Origin of the sequence: Williamwhitmania taraxaci, assembly GCF_900096565.1 — a bacterium.
Taxonomy (GTDB): domain Bacteria; phylum Bacteroidota; class Bacteroidia; order Bacteroidales; family Williamwhitmaniaceae; genus Williamwhitmania; species Williamwhitmania taraxaci.
In genome coordinates, this window is the sequence record NZ_FMYP01000015.1 from 12,108 (window position 1) to 35,398 (window position 23,291).

Genomic DNA, 23,291 nt, shown 5'->3' on the forward strand with positions numbered 1-23,291 from the left:
ACAAGCCTAAGCTTGCCGCTTAGGGTATTATGCTGCTAACCGGAGTTTACTTTCGCCGATACTATACCTTTTTAATCCGATCGGGGTTCTGGCTCAAAAAGGCCGCCCATCCCGAACCTTTTGTTGCCGCAGGCAATGCACTATTCGACTGAAAGAAATGGCAAACCGCAGCAGCTAAGCCATCAGTTGCATCTAAATCCTTTGGCAGTTCCTTTATCTTAAGCATATTTTGAAGAATAGCAGCCACCTGCTCTTTCGACGATTCACCCCGCCCTGTTATACTCATCTTAATTTTCCGTGGGGCATACTCGAAGATGGGAATATCGTGCATAAGCGCCGCGGTCATCGCTACACCCTGTGCCCGACCAAGTTTGAGCATACTCTGCACATTTTTCCCAAAAAACGGAGCCTCAATGGCCAACTCATCCGGTTTATACTCCTCCACCAAATGGCTTACTCTCTCAAAAATCTTTTTCAGGGTAAGGTAATGATCCTTGATCTTATTCAACTCAATAACGCCCATTACCACAAGTTCCATCTTCTTGCCTTCCACGCGAATTATACCATAGCCAAGCAGATTTGTGCCAGGATCGATGCCCAAGATTATTTTCTCCGTCGTTGACTTTTTTTCAACCATTAGTATACTCCCGTTAACTTTCCAATCTCGCTATTAGGTGTTACCATCAATGCTGTTGGTGCAATCGCCCGGCTGCGAATGCCCGCTGAAATACCTAATGATTGAAGCGCTTTAGAGAAACTCTCTTCCTGTAAGTCACCAAAATCGCGGGACAAATCATCAGCAGCCAAAACATCCACTTCAAGACCACTGTAATAATCGCCTACATCTTGTGAATTCTGGGTAGAAAAACAAATGGGAGCAAAAGCGTAGTTCTTGTAGGTAAAGACATACATACCAACCGGTTTTCCATATGTATTCTCCCCAACCAATTTTACATTCATATATGGCTTGAGCCCATTTATAACCAACTCACTCGAAGAAGCCGTAGCTTTCGTTCCAATAAATGCAACCTTAGTAATACCCTGCAATGCAAAAGGATTGTCGTCGAATTTAATAGTAGTATCAAGACTCGATTGCTTGCTGTTGTGAATATAACTAAAGAATGTTTTAGTAGTATTACCAGTCCCAATAATCAGGCTGGCCAGCTGAGTTGCTACGGATGTTAAACCACCACCATTATAGCGCAAATCAACCACCAACTCCTCCACTCCCTGTTCGTTGAAGTATTGGAACGCGTTATTTAACTCATCCTTTGAGTTGGCAATAAAGCTTTGGAAAGCCAAATATCCAACATTTTTTCCGCCTACATTTATAACTTTTTTAACTAATACACTGTTAAACGCAACCTCACGTTTCGTGAAAGTAGCCTCATGAACGACTCCATTCAAGTCTACCAACCTAATGGTTGCCGAAACTCCAGCATTTGCCGGACCCAGCAATGATGCCAAGTTAGTGGACGTAGGCACACTACCATTTATTTGGGTTATACTCCAACCACGTGTAACGCCAAGTGTTTTCAACGGACTATCGGTAAAGATATAAGCAATACGAAGGTTGCTTTGCGCATCAAAAGCCAGCGAAAAACCAAAACCAACATAGACGCCTCTATTAAAGTAGTCGTCAAATTCCTGTTTGCTCATCACAAAACTGTATCGATCGACCTCTTTATATTTGATTGCCTCAAGTAATTTATAGGGATCAGAATAATTTGCCGGATCGATATTGGGCATCTTATCATACCAGAGGTAATAAGATTTCATAGCAGCATAAAGCTGCGTATTGGCGTCTTGATCGGCCGTCAATTCATCGTCCTTGCTACAACCCAAAAAACCTATGACGATTAAAGCCATGATAAGAAGCGGTTGAACCCGAAGCACAAAGAGCTTTTTCATAAATCTTGCGTTTTTTTATCGATAACTTGCTGAAATATTACGCTAATGATGATAAGAATAAGTCCTGCAAAAGTTGTCCAATAAAGCGATTCACCCAAAACGAAGTGGATGAAAATCAGCGAAAGGAAGGGAACCAAATAGATTATATTGCCCAACTTATCGGTCGAGGTCGAAATGCTTAAAGCCTTTAACCAGAAGAGAAAGGCAAAACCCATTTCGAAACAACCCACGTAAATACCGGCAGGAATACCAATCGGATCAATGCTATAAAACTCAGGAATAAAGGGAGACAAGCCAATCAGATAAATGAAGCTGAATAAAAAACTAAGAAACAGTTTGATCTCTTCAGGTCGCTTATCCTTAACATTGAGCACCCAAAAAAGCGCCCAAAGCAAAGAGCTTGAAAGGGCGAGAATTACCCCTAATGGATTTGAATTCCCCAGCGAGGAGAGGTCGCCTTGGGACGAGATAAGCATCACCCCAATAAAGCTAACCAACAAGGCCACAATACTCCAACGCGACAACTTTCGACCCAAAATAGGAACAGCCAAAAACACGAGCATTACCGGCCATACAAAGTTCAAGGGTTGCGCTACCTGAGCCGGAAGCAAGGAATAGGCCTTCAGCAGAATAAGATAATAACCGAAAGGATTTAGCATACCCAAAAAAGCAGAATGGAATAAATCCCTTGCTTTGGTTTTTATTACCGCTGAAATCTCCCCGCGCATAACAATAAACCCAAGGAGAATCAGTAGTGAAGTAAGGTTTGCGATAAACAGCAACTGAATAAACGACAGATGCGCAAGCCCAATCTTAAATGCAGAAGCAGCCGTTGCCCAAAACAGTACTGTTAGTGAGCCAAAAACGTAGGCTTTCGATTGAACTTTCATTGGTCTACTGAATTTCCAATAATGTCTTGAAATAATAAACTTTACCGGCAAACAAGGTAGTTGTCATCTTAAGATATTCAGGCATCCCCTCCTTTTCGAAGAAGGCAACACCCTGCTGACCGCCTACCCCAATTTGAATAGAAAAGGTATCCCCATCGAGATCGTCCTTATCGAGAACGCGGGTAAAAACGACATGTTGACCAAGGGCCAAATCATTAAGGAACGGAATAAATTGATCCATGACCCACGTTTTGTAGCCATTGCTTTCTGCAGACTCAACCTTTGCGGTAATATTTACGATATATGCGCTCATAAAAACTTTTTTTCGAAAATAAACAATTCTAATAACTTGTGGGTTGGCTAACCCACCTAAACGAAAAAGGGAGCGTGAAAAACACACTCCCTAACTATCTTATTCCAGAAAAATAGCGGCCACCTACTTTATGAGATCGAAACCGGTATACTTTCTTAAAACCTCGGGGACTACAATACCCTCTTCAGTTTGATTGTTCTCCAAAAGAGCAGCAACAATACGAGGCAACGCCAACGAGCTACCATTTAGGGTATGAGCCAACTGCGTTTTCTTATCATCCTTAAACCGTAGCTTAAGCCTATTGGCCTGGAATGACTCAAAATTTGACACCGAACTTACCTCCAACCATTTTTGTTGACCAGCAGAGTAAACTTCGAAATCATAGGTTAAGGCAGAGGTAAAACCCATATCGCCACCACATAACCGCAAAATGCGGTAAGGCAATCCAAGCGATAGAATAAGTGCCTCAACATGGCGCACCATACCATCGAGCGCCTCATAGGAGGTATCGGGATGCGACACTTGAACAATCTCTACCTTATCGAACTGGTGCAAACGATTAAGCCCTCGAACATCCTTACCATAGCTACCAGCCTCACGTCTCCAGCATGGAGTATAGGCGGTATACTTGACTGGAAGTTCTTTTTCTTGGAGAATAACATCCCTAAAAATATTGGTAACAGGAACTTCGGCAGTTGGAACCATATAGAAGTTATCCACATTACAGTGATACATCTGTCCTTCTTTGTCGGGCAGCTGACCAGTACCATATGCCGATTCTGCATTTACCATAAAGGGCGGAAGCACTTCCGTATAACCTGCAGCAGTGTTTGTGTCGAGGAAGTAGCTGATCAAAGCTCGTTGGAAGCGGGCTCCAGCACCTTTGAACACCGGAAATCCGGCACCAGTAAGCTTATTGCCCAGTTCGAAATCGATAATATCATACTTCTTTGCAAGATCCCAGTGCGGAACAGCCGAAGGTGCCAACTTTGGCATATGTCCACCAACTCTTACCACCACATTCTCCTCAGGAGTTTTCCCTTTAGGTACAGTGGCGTGAGGCACGTTAGGCAGTAGAACCAACTTAGAGTTTAGTTCAGTCTCAATTTCAGCCAACTTCAGGCCCAACTCTTTGGATACCTCCTTGAGTTCGCCAGTTTTAACCTTTGCAGAATCAGCCTCGGACTTTTTTCCTTGCTGAAAAAGAAGTCCAACTTCTTTGGCAATTCGGTTTTGTTCGCCAAGGTTATCGTCCAGTGTCTTCTGCACTGAGCGACGCTCATCATCGAGCGTTACAATTTCTTCCACCAGCCCTCTACTATCGAAACCTTTAACAAGAAGGCGCTCGACAATATCGGCAGTATTTTCGCGAATTTGCTTAAGGGTGAGCATAATATGCTTATTTTATACAAATAAAAAACTCCTGATATTTGCGGCCGATGACAGCAAATATCAGGAGTAAATGTATCAAATATTTTGTATTACTCGGCAGCAGGAACAACCGAAACGTAAGACTTATCGTCTCTTTTTTTGCGGAAGCTTACAACGCCTTCAACAAGAGAATACAGAGTATGGTCTTTTCCTACACCAACATTTAGTCCAGGATTATGAACAGTACCACGCTGACGAACGATGATTCCGCCGGCCTTAACAACTTGTCCTCCAAAAAGCTTAACGCCAAGACGTTTGCTTTCGGATTCACGTCCGTTCCTAGAACTACCAGCTCCTTTTTTGTGTGCCATTTCCGAAAGGTTTTATCAATTATGCAACTATTTCTTGAATCTGAATACGAGTTAAGCTTGCGCGGAAGCCTCTTTTCATCTTGTATCCTTTTCTTCTCTTCTTTTTGAAGATAATTACCTTATCACCCTTTAGGTGGTTAAGGATAACGATGGATACTTTAGCATCCTTCACGGTGGGAGTACCTACAACCACTTGACCGTCATTGTCCAACATGAACACTTGATCGAAATTAAGTTGGTCTCCTTCTTCACCCACCAAACGGTTCACGTAAATCTTCTGATCTTTCTGAACCTTAAACTGCTGTCCTGCTATATCAACAATCGCGTACATCGGTAATAAATTTTTTCATTACAATTGGAGTGCAAAAGTATAAAACTTTGAATGACATACAAAGCTTTGTAGCTTTATTTTTCATTTCACCCTTGAGGGGGCAAATTTACTAGCTTTTTTCTTTCCACAAAACCTTATGCTGAAAAAAGAGAAGTTAATGCATGATGTAAAAAACGCAATTACCGGAATACTTACACATCTGTTCTTCTTAACATTAAAAAAGCAAGAAGCGAACTCAGAACAACTAGCCTAAAATCACATTCACTAAAAATTACTAGCAAATTACTTCTCGAAACATATTTTTGTTGCCTTTTCCCCTTATGTAAGCCACCCAACCCTTCCAATAATCTTTGAAAGCACAACTTTCTTTTCTTAATTCAGAATCATATAAAGCACAACTAATCAATTAATTTTAACAATTAGCAGAAACGCTATTCTCTTTTAAACTAAAAATAATCTGCCACAGAAATCCAGAGGACTACTCGAATTATTACGCGAAAAAAAATTAGAATCAAGGTCAAGGGCGAATCTACCAATCCGCCTAAATACTAAACGGCAAACGGTTTCTTAATATTTGGGATCACTACCACATTTTTTTGCTTTGCAAATAATTCTAGACACTTGTATACTTGGGAGTTATCATTAGCAGTAAAAAAACCACATAAACGATTAATAAAATTATGACCAGAAGAGAATAATAGCTTCAAAAAAGCCGTAACATTGTGTGTAAAATCAATCGCTGGGAGCCAATCTTGTCCTTCGCTAAACAGGAAACGCTCCACAACTATGGAAGCAGAAGACGCACTAGTATTTAGGGTTGATGATACGACAACCGAGAAAGAGGAACCTCCCTCGTCCATAAAAAACGTAGCAAATCCACGGTTAGCCATAAACAATGGCTATGCCCTGCCTCTAGAAGGCAAACTTCTCTCAACCGAGAGGACAAAAAACCAACGTTGCATTGGCAAACACCAACGCGAACGCTGGCAAAAACCTCAACTTAACCCTACTCATCGCAATGCTACCAGCAGAATGTTGGTTAAAAGCATGCAGCCATGTTCCGGATAAGAACGGTAACAAGCGACATTTATCCAAGGGATAAAGCCGCGATAGAGCAGGTAAAGGAGATACTCCAATCGCACTTCGCAACGGTGAACAAAGAGGAATTCGACCTTATCCCCGAGCAGTTGCGAAACCCACTGAAGTATCGATTCACAACCAAGTTGTTTGTAGCCGAAGACCACAAAGGCTTGGTGAAGGGTTGTGCCTACCTTTACTACGCTTCCGATTTAGAATTTTGCTTTCTCGACTATATTGCCACCCGCAGGGAGGTAATTTCGGGAGGTGTTGGTGGTGCCCTTTACGAAAGAGTAAGGGAGGAAGCAAAAAAACTAAAATCGCTTGGACTATTCTTTGAATGCCTCCCCGATGAGCCGTCGTTGTGTACAGAAGCATCGCTTATTCCCGAAAACAAGAAACGGCTCCGATTCTACGAAAACTACGGAGCGAGACCCATAATCAATACCCTATATGAAACGCCCGTATCCCCGAATGATACGTGTCCGCCTCACTTGGTATACGACAACATTGGCCGAGAGGAACACCTGCTAGGTTCGCAGTTAAGAATGATTGTTAGGGCAATTTTGGAGCGTAAATATGCGGAACTGTGCCCAAAGGAGTATGTAGATACCGTTATAAACTCCATCGAACCAGGTGTGGTGATGCGTCGAGACTTCCGTTACATTAAAAAAGAGAGTGTAGCGACAAGCAACGAGTTGATTATTCCAAGGCAAAAAATAATACTGGTAATAAACGATAAGCATCAAATTCACCATGTACGGGAGCGCGGATATGTTGAGTCGCCGGTTCGTATTGGAAGAATACACAAAGAGTTACTAAAGACAGAACTGTTTCGTGAAATTCCTCCGGAATCCTATTCAGAGGACCACATAAAGCTTGTCCACAAGGCAAGTCTATTCAATTATCTTAAAAAAGTATGCAAGGAGATAGCACCTAAGGAGTCACTTTACCCCTATGTATTCCCTATCAGGAATGCGGAAAAGCCCCCGAAAAACAGGATGATGGCAGCAGGCTACTACTGCATCGACACCTTTACACCCATAACTCGCGACGCTTTTTTTGCAGCTCGTCGGGCAGTGGATTGCACCCTCACGGCAGCAGACAAGATTTTAGAAAACCACCCCATTGCCTATGCACTTATCCGGCCACCGGGCCACCATGCCGAGAGTGCGGTATTTGGCGGGTTTTGCTATTTCAACAACTGCGCCATTGCAGCCCAAATGCTATCGGAATATGGCCGTGTTGCCATTCTCGATATCGATTACCACCACGGAAATGGACAACAACAAATTTTTTATTCCAGAAAAGAAGTCCTCACCATCTCCATTCATGGCCATCCGTCGTTTGCTTACCCCTACTTTTCGGGTTACGATGATGAAAAAGGCGATGGCGATGGGTTGGGATACAATATTAACTATCCGTTATCGGAGAATATTGATGGAATCCTTTACCGAAAAACATTGGAAAAAGCACTCAAAAAAATCAATGCCTTCGCCCCAGACTACTTAATTGTAGCCCTTGGCCTTGACGTTGCAAAGGGCGACCCTACCGGAACGTGGTCCCTTACTGCTCAGGATTTTTACGAGAACGGAGCTTTGATTGGAAAACTTAAACTCCGCACTCTAGTAGTGCAGGAAGGTGGCTATAAAACTGAAAACATCGGAATTAACGCGAAAAACTTCTTCCGAGGAATGGTTGACGGCAATCCCGATTCGGGAAAACCAAACACCACAAAAAAGAAATAAAACAACCCCGATTAAAACATGAACAGGCTCCAAAACAAAGGCAATTCAACTATACTAAGTGGAGTAAGTAAATATTAAAAAACGAGAATCAGATGAAAGCAGGAATAACATACGACAGCAAAAGCACTTACCTCCAGAATGGCTTCACCAAGGAGGAAGTGGCCGAGTTTGACTCGGACGAGACCATTGAAGGTATTGAAAATGCCCTTCAAACGTTAGGGTTCACCACCGAACGGATTGGCAACATAGGTGAATTAACAAAAGCACTTACTGCAGGTAATCGCTGGGACATTGTTTTCAACATTGCCGAGGGCGTTTATGGTATCGGCCGCGAAGCACAAGTTCCGGCACTTCTGGATGCCTATAAAATCCCCTACGTTTTCTCCGACCCCTTAGTGTTATGCCTAACCCTGCATAAGGGAATAACGAAGCATGTGGTCCGTGATTGCGGCATTCCAACGGCTCCGTTCAAGGTGGTGGAAACCATGACTGACCTTAAAAAAGTAAACCTAAACTATCCCCTATTTATAAAACCAGTGGCCGAAGGTACTGGGAAAGGTATCTCAGGAAAATCGTTGATCAAGACACAAAAAGAGTTAGCCCAATGGACTGAAGTGTTGCTAGAGCAATTCAAGCAACCCGTATTGGTTGAGGAGTATCTACCCGGAAGGGAATTTACTGTTGGAATTATTGGCACAGGGGAACAAGCCAGCGCCATTGGAATTATGGAGGTGCATATTGTCGATAAAAGCGAGGATGCCATCTACTCCCTGTTTAACAAGGAAAATTATGAAACCAGAGTAGAATACTCTCTCCCCGAGAAGGGCGTCAGTAAGTTATGCTACAAGGTGGCCCTAGATGCTTGGAGAGCACTTGGCTGTATGGATGGCGGCAGAGTTGATTTAAGAATGGATAAAAATGGGGTTCCAAATTTCATTGAGGTCAATCCACTTGCTGGGCTTAATCCAATCCATTCGGACCTGCCAATCCTATCCTATAAGGCTGGAATAACCTACCTCGAACTTATTGAAAGAATAATGAAATCGGCCACCCAACGATTAAACTTACAAATGCCAAAACCATGTCTTCAAGAAGTGCGGTAATCCTTTTCAACAAACTTTCAAAAGACGCAAAGGCCGACGAAGCAGATGTACTCGACCAAGTCAACTTAGTATCAGAGGCATTAACAAGGCTAGGCTACGCGACTGTGGCTATTCCCTTTTCCATTAAGTTGAAGAGAGCCGGAAAAGCGATTAAATCGGCCAACCCCGTTGTAGTTTTCAACCTCGTGGAGTCCATCAACAACCATGGGAGTTTACTATACTTCTCACCAGCCTACCTTGACACACTAGGCATACCGTATACGGGTTCCCATACCGAATCGATGTTCGTTACGACCAACAAGGTGCTAGCGAAAAAGATCCTATCGGCAGCAGGACTCCCCACTGCCCCATGGTACGCCCCATCAGCCTTTAAAGCCGAGTCCAACAAACGCTATATCCTAAAACCAATATGGGAGGAGGGTTCGTTAGGTCTCGATGAGCATTCCGTTTTTGATGGCAATGACCTTGCAGCCATAGCGAAAATACAGGATTACAGTAACGAAACCCACTACATTGAAGAATATATCGATGGCAGAGAGTTCAATATTTCAATCCTAGCCAGCGAAAAAGGCCCCATAGTGATGCCGCCCGCCGAGATCCTATTTATTGACTACCCCGATAGCAAACCAAAAGTAGTTGGATATACTGCAAAGTGGCTTGAAGATTCCTTTGAATACAAGAATACACAGCGAACTTTTGATTTCCCTTCCAGCGATATCGCTCTGCTGACCGAGTTGATTGATATTTGTAAAAAAACATGGAAAGAACTAGACCTAAGGGGATACGCTAGGGTCGATTTCCGAGTCGACAAAAACAACCAACCCTTCATCCTCGAGGTTAATGCAAATCCTTGCATCTCCCCCGACAGCGGTTTTGTGGCAGCTTGCACTCACCTAGGAATAGACACAACAGAAATGATACGTAGAATAGTGGCTGATGCCATCTAATATAAAAGACAGACTAAAAAAGACAAAACAGGAGATATGGCTGATAAGATATCCGTAAGAAAAACGGTAACCCAAACGGACATTAATGCCGTAATGGAGATCGTGAAATCAACAGGTTTCTTCTACGATCATGAGATCCCAGTAGCTGGAGAATTGGTTGAGGAAGCCGTTGCCAAGGGGAAGGAGAGCGGATACGAATTTGCATTTGTCGATTTCGAAGGAAAACCGGTTGGCTATGCGTGCTATGGGCTTATCCCTTGCACCAAAACAAGTTACGACCTATACTGGATTGTTGTTCACAATAATCATAGAGGAAAAGGATATGGAAAAATCCTACTTAATGAGGTGGTAAAGGATATAGACGCGTGGGGCGGAACGGCAATTTACATTGAAACTTCGGACAAAGAACTCTATGCCCCTACTCACCGATTTTATGAATCGGCCGGATGCAAACTCGAAGCTACCTTTGCCGACTTTTACGATGTGGGCGATCATAAAAGGGTTTATGTAAAAAGGATCAACAGGGAAAAATAACCCCACATTTTTGCCTAACCCCACAATTTATTATATTCACAGCGCAATTAAATCAAGTTTTAATGGGGTATCTTGACATAATCCTAGGTGCACTTCTTGTTTTTGGTGCCGTGCGTGGCTTTATGAAGGGGTTTGTTTCCCAAATATTTGGACTGGCAGCGCTATTTGTGGGAATTTTTGGAGCTATAAAATTCTCCGGATGGGCTTCCGTTAAGTTGGCTCACCTCTTTAACACCAATTCTGAGACGCTTCCCTTGATTTCTTTCCTGATGGTACTCTGCGTATTGGTAGTCGTAGTTTTACTTATTGGCAAGTTGGTCGATAGTATGATTGAAGCCACAAATCTTGGCATGCTCAACCGATTATGCGGATCACTTTTCTCTATGACTAAGACGGCTCTCATCCTCAGCGTGCTGCTCTGGACCATTTCCTTATTCAATTCAAAAACAGGTATATTACCAAAAAAGGCTATTGAAGAATCATACCTATATAATCCAGTTGAGAAATTTGCCCCGACAATTATTCCGCTTTTGCGAATAGAAGAGATTAGCACCCAAATTAAAAAAAACATCTCCAATGATTCACCGAGCGAAGGAACTTCAGTGTAACCTGAACGAAAAACCTCAACCAACGAAAAGCGAACCAACACCAACCGATTTCAGTTAGTCGCATCACGCCTTTCCGCGGGTACCATTCATTGGGTTACTCCTCTGCACCTTCATTGCTCTACGCAAATTCTACATCGGCCGAAAGAGAACAACAATCTTCCGAATGCTTTTCGTAGGCATTGTCTATCCTATAGTGTTGGTTTTGGCAAGTATAATTATCCGACTTGTGACTTTTATAACTGCATAAAAAGGTTAAATACTCCTTTTTGCTATCTTTGAGCAAATTTCTGGAAAAATGAATTTTGTTGAAGAGCTAAAATGGAGGGGCATGATCCATGATGTTATGCCCGGAACCGAGGAGTTGCTTAAGAAGGAGATGACCACGGCCTACGTTGGAATTGACCCAACCGCAGATTCGCTACACATTGGTCATCTTGTTGGTGTTATGATGTTAAAACATCTTCAGGCAAGCGGACACCGGCCCGTAGTACTGGTAGGCGGTGCCACCGGCATGATTGGTGATCCTTCGGGTAAATCGCAGGAGAGAAATCTCCTAGACGAACCCACTCTCCGCAGCAACCAAGAGGCTCTCAAAAAACAGCTTTCTCGCTTTCTCGACTTTGAATCGAACCAGCCCAACTCAGCCTTAATGGTGAACAACTACGACTGGATGAAGGAGTTCTCATTCCTCAATTTCATTCGAGATATAGGCAAGCACATCACGGTAAACTACATGATGTCGAAGGATTCGGTCAAAAAACGACTTGGGGAGGAATCCAAATCTGGCATGTCGTTCACCGAATTCACCTACCAGCTTGTTCAGGGTTACGACTTTCTTCACTTATACCAAAACTTCAACTGCAAGCTGCAAATGGGTGGCTCCGATCAATGGGGAAATATCACCACCGGCACCGAGTTAATTCGGCGTATTGCCTCCGGTGAGGCATACGCGCTTACCTGCCCGCTCATTACCAAGGCCGATGGTGGTAAGTTTGGCAAAACCGAAACCGGCAACATTTGGCTCGACTCCCGCTACACCTCCCCCTACCGTTTCTACCAATTCTGGCTAAACGTTTCGGATGATGATGCGGTAAAGTATATTAAGATATTCACCATGCTTCCAAAAGCAGAAGTAGAAGCCCTAATCACAGAACATACAGAAGCGCCGCACTTGCGGACACTCCAGAAAAAGTTGGCCGAAGAAGTAACCGTAATGGTCCACTCCCGCGCCGATTACGATAGCGCAGTAGAGGCTTCAGATATCCTATTTGGAAAATCAACATCGGAGACCCTTCGCAAAATTGACGAAGACACCTTCCTTGCAATATTTGAGGGAGTCCCAACGTTTGAGATCCAAGCAACAGAGATCGCTACGCCAATTAACGTGGTGGACTTGCTTGGAGAAAAAACCAAGGTTTTTGCGTCGAAAGGTGAAATGCGCCGGTTAATCCAAGGCGGCGGCATTAGTATTAACAAGGAGAAACTGGAATCGGCAGAAGCCACCATTAGTATTTCTGATTTCTTAAACGGGAAATACCTTTTGGTGCAAAAAGGGAAAAAGAGTTATTCAATTGTGAGAATTATTCAGCAATAGTGTCATGACAAAACAAGAACCGCTAAACTTCAGCATTATCATACTTACCGCATGGCATTACCGTATCGCGATTACACTGATACCGCTAATTGCTGCAGTTGTAACCTTTGGCATCACCTTTCTTATCAAGCCAAAATTTAAAGCTACAGCAATTATATACTCCACTGCGCCTACAAATTCTGGAAAAGAAATGATTGGTCTTACCGGATACTACCGAGGCGTTTCTGAATTTGGAGGTGAGGACGAGGCAGAGCAACTTATGGAGGTTGTGTCCAGCCAAGGTATCCGACGACGTGTTGCCAACCGAATAAATCTGTGGCAGCACTACGGTATTGACACCACAAACAATGCAAGAAAGAACTACTCCTTTGATAATATCTGGGATAACAACGTCAGTCTAAACTTAACAAGGTTTAATGCACTGCATATTGAGGCTTACGACACCGACCCTGCAACTGCCGCCTTAGTGGCAAACACCATTGCAGAAGAAGTAGACTCAGCATTTCGTGCAACAAGGCGAGAGCGATCCATGGGAGCCTATAATTTCCTTCTCGCACGAAAAAAAATACTTCTGGGCGAATACAAACAACTAGAGGATTCCTTAACCCGCTACCGCAAATTGGGCTTAGTAGATATCGCCGGACAAACAAAAGAAATATATCGGATTAAACTACAAGAGATAGCGGCGAACAATAAGGAACGGACAAATCGAATTGAGAAGGAATTCTCCAATCTGAAAAATTTCTCTGCTCATACCGCAAGCCTAGAAGCGAAACTGTTCAATAAAGGTACCGAAATAGCCAAAATAGAAGAGAGTGAAACAGGAATACTTGCTGAGGCAAACCAAGTTATTTCCAGTATTTTCAATGTAGATAGAGCAGAAAAACCAGAAGTTAAAGCTTATCCAAAAAGGGCAATAACCACTATAACCGCAGGAATCGGGGCATTTATTCTCGCACTATTTATCGTATTTGCTAAGGAATATTTAAAGAATGAAGTTTGGATCGAGACCTCCGTTGAAGAGTAATACGCTAACAATCTGGACCACTGGCCTGCTATTTGTTCTTATTAATGGCTATCTCCTAACGAAGGGTATTGAATACTTTTTCTTTGCACCAATAGCCCTTCTGGGTATATTGTTAGTATTTCTTGCACCAGAGAAAATGATCTTTGGCCTTGCATTCCTCGCCCCTCTTTCCGTTGAGATTAGGGATATTGCACCAGAGTTGGGGTTTGGAATCATACTTCCCACCGAACCTATTCTAGCACTATTCTTAATAGCGATAATGCTGCTTCAATTAACTCCACGCAGGCTTCCACGTGAGATCACTCATCATTCGGTTTCCATTGCCATTTATGCATTTATTGGATGGCTTCTGCTAGACACCCTCGGGAGTGAATTCCCATTAGTATCCATTAAATATATTTTAGTAAGATGCTGGTTCTTTGCTGCTTTCTTTTTCTTTTCGGTATATCTATTTAAGCGAAAAAACCACATTTACCAATTCTTTTGGGCCTACACATTAGGTCTCTTTATTGTTGCGATTCTTACCCTAGTGAAGCAAGCAGAGAGTGGTTTGCTCTCCAAATCAGCAGCAGCCTCATCTCCCTGCCCTTTCTTCAACGATCACACCTCGTATGCAGCAGCCATAGCATTTATAATTCCCTTCTTAATTATACAACTTATCTCGAAAAAGGGAGTTCTTAAGCGAGTTATCAACGCCCTAGTTCTCTCATTCTTTATTGGAGCACTTATTCTTTCCTATACTCGCGCTGCGTGGCTTAGTCTATTCTTTGCAGGTGGGATTTTCATGCTTATTTACTTAAGAATTAAACTTAGGACGATTGTCGCTGCAGCGGGCATAATAGCCACACTATTCTTTTCATTCCAAGAGGAAATTAGCGTTGCGATGGAGCACACTAAAGCGGTATCGAGTACAAACCTCTTCGAGCACTTCCGATCAATCACCAACGTAAGTTCCGATGCATCAAACGCCGAGAGGCTAAATCGCTGGCACTCGGCCATCGAACTATTTAAAAAACGCCCCATCATTGGTTGGGGCCCGGGAACCTACATTTTCGTTTATGGCGATTTTCAGGTGGCGAATGACCGAACAATTATTAGCACAAACCGAGGAAGTGGTGGTAATGCTCATAGCGAATACCTTGGATTGATGGCCGAATCGGGTCTGCCAGCGTTGATTTTTTATCTGCTAATTCTTATCATCCTATTTTATATTGGAATAAGATACTACCACACAAGCACCGAAACAGAGATGCGCATGCTGGTTCTTACCTCATTGCTTGGCATATCAACCTATTTAATGCACAGCACGTTAAACAACTTCCTGGATACAGATGAAATTGCAGCACCTTTCTGGGCCTTTGCGGCAGTAATTGTAGCAGCAGATCTTCGTCTTCGTAACGAAAAAAAGGCATTAAAGGAACTCGACTCCGACAATTGAAACATCGTCGAACAACTCAGGATTGTCGATATCGAGATGTTGAACCCGAATAATACTCTTGAGGTTTGAATCGATGGAATCATCATTGATCAACTGATCTTCAATGGCCTTAAGATCAACCTCAACAACAGCATCCCTTAACACCTCAACAAGCCCGTCCGTATAGCAAAGTAACTTAGAGGGGTGATCTATCAGCTTCGATCCAGCGTGAATAACCGGTATTTCATCGAGCATACCCAGACCAATACAACCAAATGTAAGGTAAGAGACTTCACCCAAGGTTTTATCGTAGAATAGCGGTGGGTTATGCCCTGCGTTGATATATTCGAGTACTTTCGTATGCTGGTTGTAACGAGCAATGAACATGGTAATGAACTTCTCGCCCATGGCCGTATCAAACACACGTTCGTTTAACTTCTCAACAAGTCGCGTGAGTTCAATTTCCCCCGTAAAAAGCGCTCGTATTGTTGCCTGAAAGTTGGACATGAGCAAGGCTGCTGAGATTCCTTTCCCCGACACGTCGGCGATACAGAACCCAAAGTGACCTTCATCCATTTTAATCACGTCATAGTAATCTCCCCCAACCTCAAAGTGAGGTCGATAGTAGGCCGACATCCTCACGGATTCATTATTTACAAGACTTTTCTCGAGCGGTATTAGCATGGCCTGCATACGCGAAGCCAACTCCAACTCCTTGCGCATGGCCTCTTGCTTCAAACTCTCCTCGAAAAAGCGGATATTCTCCACAGCCACCATTAAGATAATGGAGAGCGTTTGGATAAAGTTTAAGTGTTTAATTGAGCCACTTACACCCTTAACTTCGTCATCAATATCCCCAATAAAAACAAAGGCCAACTGTTTTTCATCCTGAATGATAGGAATAATAATATCGAAATCGACCATTGTTGGATTTGCGGAGGTGCTCATAAAGGTGATGTCCCTAATTGGGAGGAGGTCCTTTTCGATATCAATCTCCTTTTCTAATCCATCGGGAACGCCAGAGCGTAAAATGCAATCCCATCCATTCTCATATTGATAAAAGAAGAGAATGCGATCAATTCCAAGATCTTCGCGAAGAATTTGCTCAAAGCGATCGAGCAACCCTTGGGTAGATCTGCCCCGATTAATAGCTTGGCTAAACGACAGAAGAGTATTCAACTTAAAAGTTGAGAGCTTCAAACGTCGCTGTGATAAATTTGCACCACTCATAAGCCTCAAGAGTAAAACTGGGCAAGAGAATCACCTTTGAGGTTTCAATGCATGCTCAAAGGTGATTCCAGATATGCCGCAATTGTTTACCAAACAGTTTACCTGTATAAACTTACAAAAAAAAACAATAGCAAGGTTAATTCAACAGTCGTTCAGTCAAAAAATTACTTAGCGCGCTCATAATACTCGCGAGCACGCGTATCGATGCGAATTTTCTCTCCGATATTGATAAAGAGAGGAACACGAATCGTTGCACCAGTTTCAACGGTAGCAGGCTTCATAACATTGGAAGAAGCGGTATCGCCTTTCAATCCTGGCTCAGTATAGGTAACAATTAATTCCACGAAAGCAGGCAATTCGCAGGTTAACGCGCGCTCATCTTCGGTATGGAACATAACTTCTACGATATTACCTTCCTTGAGCAGATCGGCATTCTCAATCAATGCATTCGGAATTGAGATTTGCTCAAATGTCTCTTGGTGCATGAAGTTGTAACCAGCCTCGTCGTTATATAAATACTGGTATGGGCGACGTTCAACACGGATTGGGTTAATTTTCTCGCCGGCGGAAAAAGTGTTCTCAATCACCCGTCCATCTTCAAGATTCTTTAGTTTGGTGCGTACAAACGCAGGACCTTTCCCTGGTTTTACATGCTGGAACTGAACAATAGTGTAGAGCTTTCCGTTAAACTCTAGGCAAAGGCCATTTCTAAATTCTGCTGTGGTAGCCATAGTTTATGCTTAAGTATTTTTCAATATGCAAAAATGCTGTTTGCTAAATTCTGGCAAAACTAGCTAATTATCACGCAAGTTCATCAACCGCGTCTTCTCTTTTTCAAAAAAAAGGTCAGACCCATTGTGTTAACGCATTTTTCAACTAGGTTTGTATCAGCAAAAAACCTCAATAATTAGGAGTTTCAATAAAAGAATGACTAGGATTAAACTTAATGTACTTGGCATTTCTTACAGCCAAACCCAATCGGGAGCATACGCCCTCGTGCTTAGTGAGGAAAATGGTTCTCGCCGAATTCCAATCATTATTGGTGGTTTTGAGGCACAGGCTATTGCAATTCAACTGGAGGATCTTACCCCACCCCGACCACTCACCCACGATCTGTTCCTAAACTTTGCCAAATCCTTTGGGATTGAAATTTTAGAAGTGAACATCTACCGGCTTGAAGAGGGCGTGTTCTACGCCAACCTCTTATGCTACGATGGGGATAAGGAACTTACGATAGATGCGAGAACATCCGATGCCATTGCCCTAGCCCTTCGCTTTAAATGCCCAATTTTCACAACCGATAATATTATAGAAAAGGCAGGAATAGTACTTGATCCCGACGAGGATGACGCAAATAAAATAGCACCACCGACACCCGCACCTTCGCACGATCCAAAAAACGCCGAGACTAATTCATACAGCAAACTTACGCTCCCTGAATTAGAAGCACTCCTAAAAGAGACCATTCGTAACGAAGATTACGAGAAGGCAGCGCAGGTTAAAGCAGAAATTAGTCGCCGATATTAATACAACAAGGAGACTAAAAACGAGGAGAACTCAACAAAAATGAAGAAGTAAGGCATCAAATAAATTACACTTATGAAAGGCTGGCTAAAAGCACTTCTCTTTTTCTTCACGTGGCTCCTTGCCCAGATAGCAATTACCTCCCCGATAATGCTCGTGCTCGGCACAACTGGCGAAACCATTAATAACGTCAGCACCCAAGACAGAGCAATAATCCAATTAATCACTGGAATTCTTCAGCTGCTTGGAAGCGCGGTTGTAATATACCTTTTCCTGAAATATATCGACAAAGCCCCATTTAAAACACTGGGGTTTTCATCAAAGGGAAAAGCGAGACACCTCATCGCGGGACTGCTGCTTGGCACAGGACTAATAAGCATAGGCATACTGGTTCTGATGGCGGCAGGAATGATTACGCTAACAGTTACAAACCCTAACCTAGTGTGGATTTTCGCTTCTATGATTCTTTTTGTAATTGTAGCAGTGAACGAGGAGGCAATGACAAGGGGATACCTTCTCCGCGTTTTAATGGAATCGGGAAATAAGTATTGGGCTTTGATTATCTCTGCACTGATATTTGCACTACTTCATGGTTTGAATCCCAATATTTCGCTAACAGCCTTGATCAATCTCTTTTTGGCAGGAGTGCTTCTCGGCGTGTATTACATTCACTACAAGAACTTATGGTTCTCCATTGGCCTTCATTTCACCTGGAACTTCTTTCAAGGACCAATTTGGGGATCGAACGTAAGTGGTACTACAGGCGAATCACTTTTCTCCCAGCAACTTTCAGGCAACGAATTAATAACTGGAGGTGCATTTGGATTTGAGGCGTCCCTTATGTGTACCATTCTTGTGGTTTTAGCAATTATCGCAGTAGACTTATGGGCCCGAAGAAGCCAAACAAAGTCTCTACACGGAAAACCAGACCCGATCTAAAAGAAAGTCCTTGATTCCTCAACTACTATCATCCCTGAATTTATAAATCTCATATTGCTGTTTGACCATTGAGAGACGCCATAAGGACGATGCGATAAATCACCTCGTCCTTATTTTTGAGATATTGGTCAAAAAAGACACCCAAACCAGGAGGAGCATAAGCCATTCATTGTTCTTTTCAATGAGACGGTTTAAACGCAGTCACCCAAGACATCAGACAAATAGCACCTGTAATGCGCCACCACTGCATACCTCGACCGCTTACAAAAAAGAAGGAACTGCAATAAAAAAGCTATTTTTGCCCCCCATACGGGATAATACCAGAAGCTCTATCGAGAAAAACGACAGAAGCATCAAACAACAAGGAACACAAAAAAAGAAACTATGGTAAATAAAGATTTTCCAAACAAAGCTGCAATAATTACAAAGGACTCAGTCATTACTTACCACCAACTAGGTGGACATATACATCAGTATTCACAGTTTATTGGCAAGCGTGAAATTAAGAAAATTGCGATTTTTTCAGAAAACCGACCTGAATGGATCTATGCCTTTTATGCTGCTTGGGAAAACGGCTGTATTGCAGTGCCTGTTGATTTTATGGCATCGGTAGATGATGTAGCCTACATTATAAACGACTGTCGCCCCGAAATCATTTTTGGCAGTGCCGGCACTAAAGATTCACTTGACAAAATACAACAAAAACTTTCTTACCAACCCGAAATACAAATTTTTGACGAAGTAAACTTACCTGCATTTACTGATGCAGATCATTGGGAAGGACCTTCGGACAGAGAGACAACTGCAGTAATCATTTACACTTCGGGCACTACGGGCAGTCCCAAAGGGGTTATGCTATCGTTTAAGAACCTCGACGCAAATATTACAGCGGTTACCAAAGAAGTAGCAATATATAACCCCGACAGGCAGGTATTATTATTACTCCCGCTTCACCACGTTTTTCCACTTGTCGGCTCTATGGTTGTACCACTACACATTGGTGCTACCGCAGTTATGTCTCCCTCCATGCAAACAGCCGATTTAATGGAGACTTTTAAGAAAAACCAGGTGGCCATTATGATTGGGGTACCTCGTCTTTACGAACTCATGTTTAAGGGGATTAGCACAAAAATAAATTCGAGCATAGTAGCCCGAACACTATTTGCTATTGTCCGACGGTTCCATAGCAAGAAACTCTCAAGGAAGGTATTCAAGAAGGTACATGATGGATTGGGGGGACACTTGGAGATTATGGTGGCCGGCGGAGCTGCACTCAACAAAGAGGTAGGTCAGTTTTGGAAGGATTTGGGCTTCGAAATTTTAGAAGGATTTGGCATGACCGAGGCGGCACCCATGATTACCTTCACCCGACCTGGGCGCCTTCGCATCGGTTCTCCCGGCGAAGCACTTCCAAGTATGCGAATTGAAATACGCGACGGTGAAATTGTGGCAAAAGGCCCAAACGTTATGCAGGGCTATTACAATCGGCCGGAAGAGACTGCCGAAGTGATTAAGGATGGATGGCTCCATACCGGCGACCTCGGATATATCGACAAAAAGGGATACCTCTTTATTACAGGAAGAAAAAAGGAGATCATTGTGCTTTCCAACGGGAAGAACATTAACCCCTTGGAGCTAGAATATAAGTTAGAGAAAGCGTCCGACTGTATTCGTGAGGCTGGCGTATTTATTAAGAACGAACAGCTACACGCCCTTATCGTGCCCAACTTTCAGCTACTCTCGGAAAAAGAAATTAAAGACGTTGATGCATATTTTCGTAACGAAGTATTTCCACCCTTCAACCAAGAGCAAAGTTCCTACAAGCGTATTATGCAGTTTACCATTGTTCGGGACGATCTGCCACGCACTAGGCTTGGAAAGATGCAGCGATTTAAACTAGCTGAATTGGTTGAAAAACCAAAGCCAGGAGCAAAAAAAGTAGACCAACTGGATATGCCCGAATATCTTGCCGTGAAATCGTTTCTCGAAAGCCAAGTAGACATTGACATTGCCCCTAATCAACATATTGAGTTCGATATTGCCCTTGATTCCCTTGGAAAAATAAGCCTTATAGACTATATCGAGCAAACATTTGGAGTCGCGATTGAAGAGAAACAACTCATTCAATTCCCTTCACTAAAGCACATGGCCGAGTATATTCGCGACAAGAAGCAATGGATTAAGGAAGGTACAGCCAACTGGTCGGAGGCACTCAAAGAAAAGGTAGAAGTTAAGCTACCAAAAACGTGGTTTACCCAGAATATTCTCAAAGGTTTTTTCAAGGGATTGTTCTCCATCTACTTTAAGATGCAGAGCAAAGGCGTGGAAAACGTGCCCGAAACAGGCCCATACATCATTGCCCCAAACCACCAAAGCTTCTTCGATGGATTATTTGTGGCCATACTCCTCAAGCGAAATATAATGCACAATACCTACTTTTACGCTAAGCGCAAGCACGTAAAAAACTTCATACTCCGCTTCCTGGCCAACACCAACAACGTAATTGTGATGGACACCGATAGGGATTTGAAGGAATCTATTCAAAAACTAGCCGAAGTGCTTAAACAGGGTAAAAACATTATCATATTCCCTGAAGGAACAAGAACCACCAACGGCGCAATTGGCGAGTTTAAGAAAACATTTGCCATCCTGAGTACCGAACTCAATGTTCCAGTTATTCCGGTTGCCATCGATGGTGCATTCAAAGCCATGCCACAAGGATCGAAGTTACCTAAAGCCGGCACAAAGATTAGCGTAACGTTCCTCCCAGCCATCCTACCACAAGACCACACCGCCGATACGCTCGCAGACGCAGTTCAAGCTGCGATATTAGAAACTATGCCTAATTAATTCGGGTAATTAACTCATCGAAAACAAGGTGTATCCATGGATACACCTTGTTTTTTTTTACACGACAACGAAACTAAGGCTATTCCGAGCAGAATTATTCCTATGTGACGATGAATCACCTGCATCGAAAAAAGACAATGTCAATCGTCAAAGAACCAATGCCATTCGACATTTTAACTGTTTTTTACGAACCGTTGATCGAATTCCTACGCTATTTTTTATACTTTTGCGCCGTAAACAATTTTCCAGACAAATGGACGATTATCATTCGCAAAGTTTTAAGTTGAACTAGTTCCTCGGATCATGCCTTCTGCATCCTCCGATGGGCTTAATTGGAGGAAGCATGATTACATACTGGCAAATCATCAAAAACGGCCTTTTACCCTTACAATCATTTGTGAGCGGTAACGTAATAAACGTAGTAAACCCAACAACCGAGGAGATTAATATCCTCAAAAACACCTTTAAAATTTCCGAAGATTTCCTCACCGACATCATGGATATCGATGAGCGTTCGCGCATGGAGCATGAAGATGACAAGCTCTACATCATCTACCGTGTACCATTCTACAACCCCGACAACGGTATCCCCTACGCTACCATGCCGCTGGGTATTATCATTTCCGACCAGGCGTTTATTGTGATTGCGCAACACGACAACGATGTAGTTTCTGAAGTATTTGCCTCGGGAGGTCGCCGTATCAGCGAGTTCCAGAACAACAGTGAATTCCTCCTCAATATTATCAACCACGCCACCAATACCTACCTGCGCTACCTAAAACAGATTAACTACCAGACCAATGTTATTGAAAAGGATTTGGAGAAATCAACCAAAAATAAGGAGTTACACAAGTTGCTGATCATGGAAAAGTGCTTGGTTTACTTTACCACCTCCTTGCGCTCCAACCTCATGCTCATCAATAAGATTAAAAGCCCCAAGCATATACACTACACACGCCTTCCCGATGACGACCTTGAGGATGCTATTATTGAAATAAACCAGGCCATTGAGATGACAAACATCTACAGCAACATTCTTTCTGGAATGATGGATGCCTTTGCCTCGGTAATATCCAACAACCTCAACATTGTGATGAAACAGCTTACGGTGGTTACTATTATGCTGATGATTCCAACGGTGGTTTCGAGTTTCTTTGGTATGAACGTGCCTAACTCGCTTGAGACTAACAACTACGCTTTCTTAATTATTCTTGGGCTTTCAGTTGCACTTGCCGTGCTTGGCGTATTGCTCATTAGAACTAAAAAGTGGATCTAGAGTAAGTATATTATGCTGAAAAAACTGAAGTAAACGAATCAATATATACCGCCCGCAACTATTTGTGGGCGGTTTTATTTTATCACCCATCAGTTAAAAAGCGTCTGACCTCGCCCAGTCATCTTGCAACTGAGATATACACTAAAAACATCACCCCGAGGGTAATTGGTTACAAATAGACAAATCATCCTGCATCACCTATAAAGAAGCGGCCGTCCCAACAAGTTGAG

At 42.9% G+C, this 23,291-nt stretch carries 22 protein-coding genes; 13 read left to right on the top strand and 9 right to left on the bottom strand.

Going from position 1 to position 23,291, the window contains the following annotated elements; genetic code table 11:
- Nucleotides 1–61: 61 nt before the first annotated feature.
- The 7 genes from ruvC to rplU form a co-directional block, all read right to left on the bottom strand.
- A complete protein-coding gene (gene ruvC / locus BLS65_RS05730; protein ID WP_092436820.1) occupies nt 62–637 on the bottom strand; it encodes a crossover junction endodeoxyribonuclease RuvC in 576 nt (191 codons plus the stop codon).
- A complete protein-coding gene (locus tag BLS65_RS05735; RefSeq protein WP_092436822.1) occupies nt 637–1,911 on the bottom strand; it encodes a S41 family peptidase in 1,275 nt (424 codons plus the stop codon). Before BLS65_RS05735 ends, ruvC begins: the two co-directional genes overlap by 1 nt.
- Nucleotides 1,908–2,801 (bottom strand): DMT family transporter, encoded by an 894-nt coding sequence (locus BLS65_RS05740; RefSeq protein ID WP_092436824.1) that lies wholly within the window; start codon nt 2,799–2,801, stop codon nt 1,908–1,910. Before BLS65_RS05740 ends, BLS65_RS05735 begins: the two co-directional genes overlap by 4 nt.
- A gap of 4 nt (nt 2,802–2,805) precedes the next feature.
- Nucleotides 2,806–3,114, bottom strand: a complete 309-nt coding sequence (locus tag BLS65_RS05745) for a DUF4286 family protein (protein WP_092436826.1) — start codon at nt 3,112–3,114, stop codon at nt 2,806–2,808.
- 123 nt (nt 3,115–3,237) lie between these two features.
- Complete coding sequence (gene serS, locus BLS65_RS05750; RefSeq protein ID WP_092436828.1) at nt 3,238–4,506, bottom strand: serine--tRNA ligase; 1,269 nt, start codon at nt 4,504–4,506, stop codon at nt 3,238–3,240.
- Nucleotides 4,507–4,595: 89 nt separating this feature from the next.
- Entirely contained in the window at nt 4,596–4,856 is a 261-nt protein-coding gene (gene rpmA / locus BLS65_RS05755) for a 50S ribosomal protein L27 (protein WP_092436830.1), read from the bottom strand.
- Nucleotides 4,857–4,875: 19 nt separating this feature from the next.
- Nucleotides 4,876–5,187, bottom strand: coding sequence for a 50S ribosomal protein L21 (gene rplU / locus BLS65_RS05760; RefSeq protein ID WP_092436832.1), 312 nt, complete (start codon nt 5,185–5,187; stop codon nt 4,876–4,878).
- A 786-nt stretch (nt 5,188–5,973) separates the two neighbouring features.
- On the opposite strand from rplU, the gene BLS65_RS17930 reads away from it, so the two are divergent.
- The 9 genes from BLS65_RS17930 to BLS65_RS05805 all read left to right on the top strand — a co-directional run bounded on the left by BLS65_RS17930 (nt 5,974) and on the right by BLS65_RS05805 (nt 15,263).
- Nucleotides 5,974–6,255, top strand: a complete 282-nt coding sequence (locus BLS65_RS17930) for a hypothetical protein (protein WP_125869782.1) — start codon at nt 5,974–5,976, stop codon at nt 6,253–6,255.
- Entirely contained in the window at nt 6,243–8,012 is a 1,770-nt protein-coding gene (locus tag BLS65_RS05770) for a histone deacetylase family protein (RefSeq protein ID WP_092436837.1), read from the top strand. Before BLS65_RS17930 ends, BLS65_RS05770 begins: the two co-directional genes overlap by 13 nt.
- Nucleotides 8,013–8,104: 92 nt before the next feature.
- Nucleotides 8,105–9,115 carry a D-alanine--D-alanine ligase family protein gene (locus BLS65_RS05775; RefSeq protein ID WP_092436840.1) on the top strand — a complete coding sequence of 337 codons (1,011 nt, stop codon included), beginning with the start codon at nt 8,105–8,107 and terminating at the stop codon, nt 9,113–9,115.
- Nucleotides 9,094–10,062, top strand: coding sequence for a D-alanine--D-alanine ligase family protein (locus BLS65_RS05780; protein WP_092436842.1), 969 nt, complete (start codon nt 9,094–9,096; stop codon nt 10,060–10,062). The genes BLS65_RS05775 and BLS65_RS05780 overlap by 22 nt, the downstream gene beginning before the upstream one ends.
- 36 nt (nt 10,063–10,098) lie before the next feature.
- Nucleotides 10,099–10,596, top strand: a complete 498-nt coding sequence (locus BLS65_RS05785; RefSeq protein WP_092436846.1) for a GNAT family N-acetyltransferase — start codon at nt 10,099–10,101, stop codon at nt 10,594–10,596.
- Between the two features lie 62 nt (nt 10,597–10,658).
- Entirely contained in the window at nt 10,659–11,204 is a 546-nt protein-coding gene (locus BLS65_RS05790) for a CvpA family protein (RefSeq protein ID WP_092436848.1), read from the top strand.
- 295 nt (nt 11,205–11,499) lie between these two features.
- Nucleotides 11,500–12,798 (top strand): tyrosine--tRNA ligase, encoded by a 1,299-nt coding sequence (tyrS, locus tag BLS65_RS05795; protein ID WP_092436850.1) that lies wholly within the window; start codon nt 11,500–11,502, stop codon nt 12,796–12,798.
- 4 nt (nt 12,799–12,802) lie between these two features.
- On the top strand, nt 12,803–13,825 hold the full coding sequence (locus tag BLS65_RS05800) for a Wzz/FepE/Etk N-terminal domain-containing protein (RefSeq protein ID WP_092436852.1): 1,023 nt from the start codon (nt 12,803–12,805) through the stop codon (nt 13,823–13,825).
- Nucleotides 13,791–15,263 carry an O-antigen ligase family protein gene (locus BLS65_RS05805; RefSeq protein WP_092436854.1) on the top strand — a complete coding sequence of 491 codons (1,473 nt, stop codon included), beginning with the start codon at nt 13,791–13,793 and terminating at the stop codon, nt 15,261–15,263. The genes BLS65_RS05800 and BLS65_RS05805 overlap by 35 nt, the downstream gene beginning before the upstream one ends.
- On the opposite strand, the gene BLS65_RS05810 is transcribed toward BLS65_RS05805, so the two are convergent.
- Nucleotides 15,237–16,442, bottom strand: coding sequence for a PP2C family protein-serine/threonine phosphatase (locus BLS65_RS05810; protein WP_170830011.1), 1,206 nt, complete (start codon nt 16,440–16,442; stop codon nt 15,237–15,239). The two genes, BLS65_RS05805 and BLS65_RS05810, sit on opposite strands and share 27 nt — an antisense overlap.
- A 194-nt stretch (nt 16,443–16,636) precedes the next feature.
- The gene (efp, locus tag BLS65_RS05815) at nt 16,637–17,203 is read right to left on the bottom strand and encodes an elongation factor P (protein WP_092436857.1); all 567 of its coding nucleotides are present in this window, start codon (nt 17,201–17,203) and stop codon (nt 16,637–16,639) included.
- 196 nt (nt 17,204–17,399) lie between these two features.
- On the opposite strand from efp, the gene BLS65_RS05820 reads away from it, so the two are divergent.
- The 4 genes from BLS65_RS05820 to BLS65_RS05835 all read left to right on the top strand — a co-directional run bounded on the left by BLS65_RS05820 (nt 17,400) and on the right by BLS65_RS05835 (nt 23,061).
- Nucleotides 17,400–17,999: a bifunctional nuclease family protein gene (locus tag BLS65_RS05820; RefSeq protein WP_092436859.1), complete on the top strand. Its 600-nt coding sequence runs from the start codon at nt 17,400–17,402 to the stop codon at nt 17,997–17,999.
- 72 nt (nt 18,000–18,071) lie between these two features.
- On the top strand, nt 18,072–18,935 hold the full coding sequence (locus BLS65_RS05825) for a CPBP family intramembrane glutamic endopeptidase (protein WP_092436861.1): 864 nt from the start codon (nt 18,072–18,074) through the stop codon (nt 18,933–18,935).
- Between the two features lie 384 nt (nt 18,936–19,319).
- Nucleotides 19,320–21,785 (top strand): AMP-binding protein, encoded by a 2,466-nt coding sequence (locus BLS65_RS05830; RefSeq protein ID WP_092436863.1) that lies wholly within the window; start codon nt 19,320–19,322, stop codon nt 21,783–21,785.
- Between the two features lie 343 nt (nt 21,786–22,128).
- On the top strand, nt 22,129–23,061 hold the full coding sequence (locus tag BLS65_RS05835; RefSeq protein ID WP_170830012.1) for a magnesium transporter CorA family protein: 933 nt from the start codon (nt 22,129–22,131) through the stop codon (nt 23,059–23,061).
- The last annotated feature ends 230 nt before the right edge of the window (nt 23,062–23,291 follow it).

Coding starts and splice junctions, on each gene's coding strand:
- BLS65_RS05800 (WP_092436852.1), top strand. CDS start 12,803: ATGACAAAACAAGAACCGCTAAACTTCAGCATTATCATACTTACCGCA.
- BLS65_RS05820 (WP_092436859.1), top strand. CDS start 17,400: ATGACTAGGATTAAACTTAATGTACTTGGCATTTCTTACAGCCAAACC.
- BLS65_RS05785 (WP_092436846.1), top strand. CDS start 10,099: ATGGCTGATAAGATATCCGTAAGAAAAACGGTAACCCAAACGGACATT.
- BLS65_RS05775 (WP_092436840.1), top strand. CDS start 8,105: ATGAAAGCAGGAATAACATACGACAGCAAAAGCACTTACCTCCAGAAT.
- BLS65_RS05790 (WP_092436848.1), top strand. CDS start 10,659: ATGGGGTATCTTGACATAATCCTAGGTGCACTTCTTGTTTTTGGTGCC.
- BLS65_RS05735 (WP_092436822.1), bottom strand. CDS start 1,911: ATGAAAAAGCTCTTTGTGCTTCGGGTTCAACCGCTTCTTATCATGGCT.
- BLS65_RS05780 (WP_092436842.1), top strand. CDS start 9,094: ATGTCTTCAAGAAGTGCGGTAATCCTTTTCAACAAACTTTCAAAAGAC.
- BLS65_RS05745 (WP_092436826.1), bottom strand. CDS start 3,114: ATGAGCGCATATATCGTAAATATTACCGCAAAGGTTGAGTCTGCAGAA.
- rplU (WP_092436832.1), bottom strand. CDS start 5,187: ATGTACGCGATTGTTGATATAGCAGGACAGCAGTTTAAGGTTCAGAAA.
- BLS65_RS05805 (WP_092436854.1), top strand. CDS start 13,791: ATGAAGTTTGGATCGAGACCTCCGTTGAAGAGTAATACGCTAACAATC.
- ruvC (WP_092436820.1), bottom strand. CDS start 637: ATGGTTGAAAAAAAGTCAACGACGGAGAAAATAATCTTGGGCATCGAT.
- tyrS (WP_092436850.1), top strand. CDS start 11,500: ATGAATTTTGTTGAAGAGCTAAAATGGAGGGGCATGATCCATGATGTT.
- efp (WP_092436857.1), bottom strand. CDS start 17,203: ATGGCTACCACAGCAGAATTTAGAAATGGCCTTTGCCTAGAGTTTAAC.
- BLS65_RS05770 (WP_092436837.1), top strand. CDS start 6,243: ATGTTCCGGATAAGAACGGTAACAAGCGACATTTATCCAAGGGATAAA.
- BLS65_RS05835 (WP_170830012.1), top strand. CDS start 22,129: ATGATTACATACTGGCAAATCATCAAAAACGGCCTTTTACCCTTACAA.
- BLS65_RS05740 (WP_092436824.1), bottom strand. CDS start 2,801: ATGAAAGTTCAATCGAAAGCCTACGTTTTTGGCTCACTAACAGTACTG.
- BLS65_RS17930 (WP_125869782.1), top strand. CDS start 5,974: ATGGAAGCAGAAGACGCACTAGTATTTAGGGTTGATGATACGACAACC.
- BLS65_RS05830 (WP_092436863.1), top strand. CDS start 19,320: ATGGTAAATAAAGATTTTCCAAACAAAGCTGCAATAATTACAAAGGAC.
- rpmA (WP_092436830.1), bottom strand. CDS start 4,856: ATGGCACACAAAAAAGGAGCTGGTAGTTCTAGGAACGGACGTGAATCC.
- serS (WP_092436828.1), bottom strand. CDS start 4,506: ATGCTCACCCTTAAGCAAATTCGCGAAAATACTGCCGATATTGTCGAG.
- BLS65_RS05825 (WP_092436861.1), top strand. CDS start 18,072: ATGAAAGGCTGGCTAAAAGCACTTCTCTTTTTCTTCACGTGGCTCCTT.